Source organism: Butyricicoccus sp. (genome assembly GCF_050872565.1).
Lineage (GTDB): Bacteria > Bacillota > Clostridia > Oscillospirales > Butyricicoccaceae > Butyricicoccus_A.
Genome location: NZ_JBNMHC010000171.1, coordinates 1 through 4,723 on the forward strand (window position 1 = coordinate 1; position 4,723 = coordinate 4,723).

Annotated in this window: 6 protein-coding genes; all 6 read right to left on the bottom strand. The window is 43.6% G+C overall.

Annotated elements, in window-relative coordinates; all coding sequences use genetic code 11:
* On the bottom strand, positions 1–348 hold a 348-nt coding region (locus tag ACR0P9_RS07805), incomplete at its 3' end, for a helix-turn-helix domain-containing protein (protein ID WP_432618940.1).
* 40 nt (positions 349–388) lie between these two features.
* Entirely contained in the window at positions 389–1,258 is an 870-nt protein-coding gene (rfbA, locus tag ACR0P9_RS07810) for a glucose-1-phosphate thymidylyltransferase RfbA (protein WP_432618942.1), read from the bottom strand.
* Between the two features lie 12 nt (positions 1,259–1,270).
* On the bottom strand, positions 1,271–2,281 hold the full coding sequence (locus ACR0P9_RS07815; RefSeq protein WP_432618944.1) for an LCP family protein: 1,011 nt from the start codon (positions 2,279–2,281) through the stop codon (positions 1,271–1,273).
* A complete protein-coding gene (gene srtB / locus ACR0P9_RS07820; protein ID WP_432618946.1) occupies positions 2,271–3,041 on the bottom strand; it encodes a class B sortase in 771 nt (256 codons plus the stop codon). The genes ACR0P9_RS07815 and srtB overlap by 11 nt, the downstream gene beginning before the upstream one ends.
* Positions 3,038–3,784, bottom strand: coding sequence for a YveK family protein (locus tag ACR0P9_RS07825; protein WP_432618948.1), 747 nt, complete (start codon positions 3,782–3,784; stop codon positions 3,038–3,040). The genes srtB and ACR0P9_RS07825 overlap by 4 nt, the downstream gene beginning before the upstream one ends.
* Positions 3,781–4,560 (bottom strand): CpsD/CapB family tyrosine-protein kinase, encoded by a 780-nt coding sequence (locus ACR0P9_RS07830; RefSeq protein WP_432618950.1) that lies wholly within the window; start codon positions 4,558–4,560, stop codon positions 3,781–3,783. The genes ACR0P9_RS07825 and ACR0P9_RS07830 overlap by 4 nt, the downstream gene beginning before the upstream one ends.
* Between the last annotated feature and the right edge of the window lie 163 nt (positions 4,561–4,723).

The window sequence follows — 4,723 nt, forward strand, 5'->3', positions numbered from 1 at the left end:
ATCCACTTCATACTGTGCGACCATTTTCACATACTGATCCACCATTTTCCGCTTCCATTCCGGCAAGTACTGATACTCGACAATGGTGCTGTTCGGCTGTGTATCCGGTTCATCTTCATGACTAACCGTATCATCAAACAAATCGATAATGCGAATTTCTAATGCATTGCAGATTTTAAACAGCGTGTACAGCTGCGGCCGCGTTTTTTCATTCATGATTTCGTTTAATGTCGATACAGATATATTCGCTTTTCGTGCAGCTGCATATACGGAAATGCCTTTTGCCATGCATATTTTTCGCATTCGCTGCACTAAATTGGTGCATTCTTTATCTGGATCATAATACATAACGTAAACTCCTCTGTTTGGCAAATCATTTGCTAGCCTTTCATCTCTCTGCTGAAATGCACTGCAAATATTGTCCATACAGTGTAGAATTCAGTTTCTCTCCGGCCTGTTCGACTTGTTCTTCAGATAAATATCCATGTTTATATGCAATTTCTTCTAAACAAGCCACATATCTGCCTGTATCTTGTTGTATTTGTTTAATCTGCTGTGCCGCTTCCAAAAGACTGTCTGCGGTTCCTGCATCCATCCATACAAAATCAGACGCCAAAGGTATTACCTGTAATTTGCCGCTTTCTAAATACAGACGATTGAGATCGGTAATCTCTAATTCGCCTCTAGCAGACGGCTGTAAGGTTTTGGCAAGCTGCAACACATCAGAATCATAAAAATACAATCCCGGAATGATATAATTGGATTTTGGATGTTTTGGTTTTTCTTCCAAGCTAATCGCCTTACCATGTTCATCGAATTCCACTACGCCAAAAGCACGTGGATCTTCTACATAATAACCAAATACAGTTGCGCCATCCTGTGTAGCAGCTCCCTGCTTTAATTTTTCACACAGATCTTTGGCATAGAAGATATTGTCTCCGAGTACCAAACAAGCAGAATCTCCCGCTACAAAATCCTCTGCGACTAAGAAAGCATCTGCTATACCACGTGCGACATACTGTACTGCATAGGTAATATGTACGCCAAAAGCAGAACCGTCCCCCAATAGCTTTCGGAACGTCTCTTCTTCATCCGGTGGGATGATAATCATAATATCCCGAATATCTGCTTCCATTAACACAGCAATCGAATAGTAAATCAATGGCTTGTCATATACTGGCAATAACGGTTTGCATACCGGTTTTGTCATTGGATACAGCCGAGTTCCCTTTCCAGCTGCCAAAATAATCCCTTTCATCCGTATTCTCCTCTATTCCTTCACTTCTGTATAGAACATCTGAATGATCAAATCATACAGCGCTTCTTCATCCACATAGCATTCATCATGCTCTTCCCCTGCTTTGGTTGTGCCCGGAACCGTTTCGATTTCCTGTTCCAAAAAATCATAAGACATCATCGTCTGCATCTCATACATACTCAAATCTGTGAATGCATAAGAATCCAAATTTAATTTATTGTAGACAGTCTGGAAATCATTACCATTCTGGTGCATATACTCCTGCATGGTGTGAAACAATGCTCGAATGTATTCCGTCTGCCGCTGCATACGGCTAAGATTGCTGCCGGAGACGGTAATATCTCGTTTGCGGACAAAAGTCTCTGCCATATCTCCTTTTAAAGTAATTGTCGACCCGGCTTTGAATGTTGGATCAACATTGGTTGCGTCCTCTGACAAAGTCAGTGTTACGCCGCCAAGCGCATCATTGACTGCCGTAATGCCGTTTAAGTTCATGGAAAAATATCCATCAATCGGCAAATCATACAACAATCTAGATACTGCTTTTTCTGATGCCCAGCAGCTGCTTTTTTCGCCTGTTCCATACGCATACTGCAAAGCAATTTGCGCTTGGATTGTCGAAACATATTTGCCAGCGACATCATAGGTATCTATATCTGTCATAGTATCACGGGAGATTTGCAGAATCCGTGCCGTTTTTTTCTGCTTATCCATAGACAAAACCAAAATGCAATCAGACTGACCGGCCTCACCCGGCATATTTGTTTGCGAAAGGTTTTGTGTCGTATCAATGCCAAGGAACAACACATTCATCAGATTTTTATTGTACTGATAGGTTTTTCCTTTGTAATGAACGATATTGGATTCTGCACTCGCCCCTGACCCCAGACTGACATTTCCCGTCTGAAGCGCAGCATTTCTCTTCGCGTTCTTTACAAAATATCCAGCCACCAAAACGATAGCGATAACAAGAACAGCTATGCTGATTATGATTTGTTTTCTTTTTTTCGTATTACTTCTCATCAATCAGCACTGCCTCCACCAAAAAACGCTGTTTGTCATTTCCGTTGCATGTAGACAACGTAATGATTTTATCCTCTGTTGTCACATTGACGCTGTCATCCCAACAGGTCGCCATATTTCGCACCGCTTTGAGTGAATCCAAATAGGCTTGACGCTGTTCTTTGTTGACAAAATCAAACGAATACATAATATGTCGATTGTCATAGGTAACAGCTGCAAAAACCTGATAGGTTCGGATATGATCTGGTGTATAAATGGTAATCATATTATGCTGCTTAAGATAATCAATATCTTCATAATACTCCAAATCAGCAAACATGGTATGATTACGCATTTTATGACCGTAAATCACGGTATTAAAATCCAAAAAGTCTTTGCTGTTATAATTTTCTGTATAAATTGATCCCGGATAGCCAGATTTTCCCTCTGGTGTGTGGAACAGATAATAATCGTTATCCGTTTCACTCTGTAAAATCGGATAATCCACTGTAGTATCTGGGATACGAATCCATGCATAAATATCTGGATTCTCCTGCTGTAGCTTTTGAAAATCAATCGGAATATCCAGCTTTTGTGCCGTTTCCGCAGAGCCGCTGCCTACAGATTGCTTTGCAGTCGACGTTTGATTTTCTGCCGAAGCAGGCTGCTCAGCAGTCTGCTTCTGACTATTTTGCCAGAAACAGACTGCAATCAGCCCTAAAATACATAAAAACAGAATAGGAAAAACAATCTTTTGTTTTTTTCCAATCTTCTTTTTCATGATTTTGCTCTGCCCTTCTTATGCTTGTGGTTGCTGTTGTTGGTCTCATGCGGGTCAATATCTGGGAAGATAGCAAGCGTCGGAAGACCCAAGTATCTTTCCACATCTTCTTCGCTGACGATATGATCGTTCATCAAGAAATTCAAGACCAGAATGACCAAAACAACACCCAAACCAGCGGCAACGCCCATGCATGTATTCTTGGTGACATTCGGACTGGACGGTTCCTTCGCAGCTTCTGCTTCTTCTACCGTTGTCGGCGCATCGGTTTTGGTGATTTCTGCCATTTTTTCACTGGTCTGTGCTGCCACTGCATTGGCGACAATTTCCGCGGTTTCCGGATCGTCACTGGTTGCCGTAATGACAAGCAGTCGCGTTGCATTATCCGTTACCGTAACCATGTCTTTCATCTGATCTCTGGTGATGCGCTCGCCAGTGTCCTTTTCAATCTGCTCCGAGGCGCCATCCAATACCGGATTGCTCGTTGCAATAACAGAAAAGTCTTCTGCCAGCTGCTCGCCAGTTGTCATGTCCAACGCTGCCGAAATACTCGTCGTCTTGGACAACACATAGATGGTTGCAGAGGACTCATACATTGGCGTAATCAAAGACGTCGTTGCGAAAAAGAAAATCAAACCGCCCACAATGGCACCGATGGTAAGCAGCCACCAGTTGCGCAGCAGATTTTGCAGCAACTCCAGCAGATCAATTTCATCTTCCTGCATATTGGTACTGTTGTTCATCGCTGCCCTACTTTCTCGTCCTGTTTGGTCTCCTGCTTTGTTCCGTAAGATCCATAGCCATATCCGCCGTAGCCGTAGCCATAATAGGAACCACGCTTGCCATAATACGGAGATCGAGAGTAATAATACTTACCTCTGCCAATATCCGCTTTGGTTATCACGCAGCCCAAGATATTCTTGTTTGCGGCGCGCAGCTGTTCCACCATGCTTCTCGCCACATTGCGGGAAATGCTGTCTGATGCAGTGATGAAAATGGAGCCATCACACTGCTTCGCGATGATTGCGGCATCAATGACAGCGCCGATTGGCGGTGTATCAATGATGATGTAATCAAATTCCTCTCGCGCTTTTTCCAGCATAGCCGCAAAACGAGGATTGCCAACCAGCTCCGACGGATTGGTCGGGAAGGTGCCTGCAACAATCACAGACAAGTTTTCGATGTTGGTGTCGTAAATCACCTCATCCAGACTCTTCTGACCAGAAAGCAGATGGCTCAAGCCAAATTCTGCGTTTTTAATGCGGTACTCGCCAATAAAGATGGATTTTCGAAGATCTGCATCGACAAACAACGTCTTTTTTCCTGCATCAGCAAATGCACTTGCCAGATAAAAGGATGTTGTCGTTTTGCCGTCATTTGGATGTGCGCTTGTGATGGCAAGGACGCGATTTTCAACGCCAGTAAATTCGATATTGGCGCGCAGAGTCCGAATAATTTCCCCCTTCTGCCGGTCCAACTTTCCTGTCGGATTGATGGTTATGGTGTTACGTCCGATCACTAGCCACAGTTCCTCTCTTCTTTACAACTAAGAAAATTCCCCCTGCTGCAATAGCAACCACCGCAATCACGGCTCCCATCGGAAGCGCCGGTTCACCGGTCTTCGGAGAAGTCTTGTCAGTCTTGCCGACCTTATCCATGTTGTTTGCGGTCTTGGTATCTAC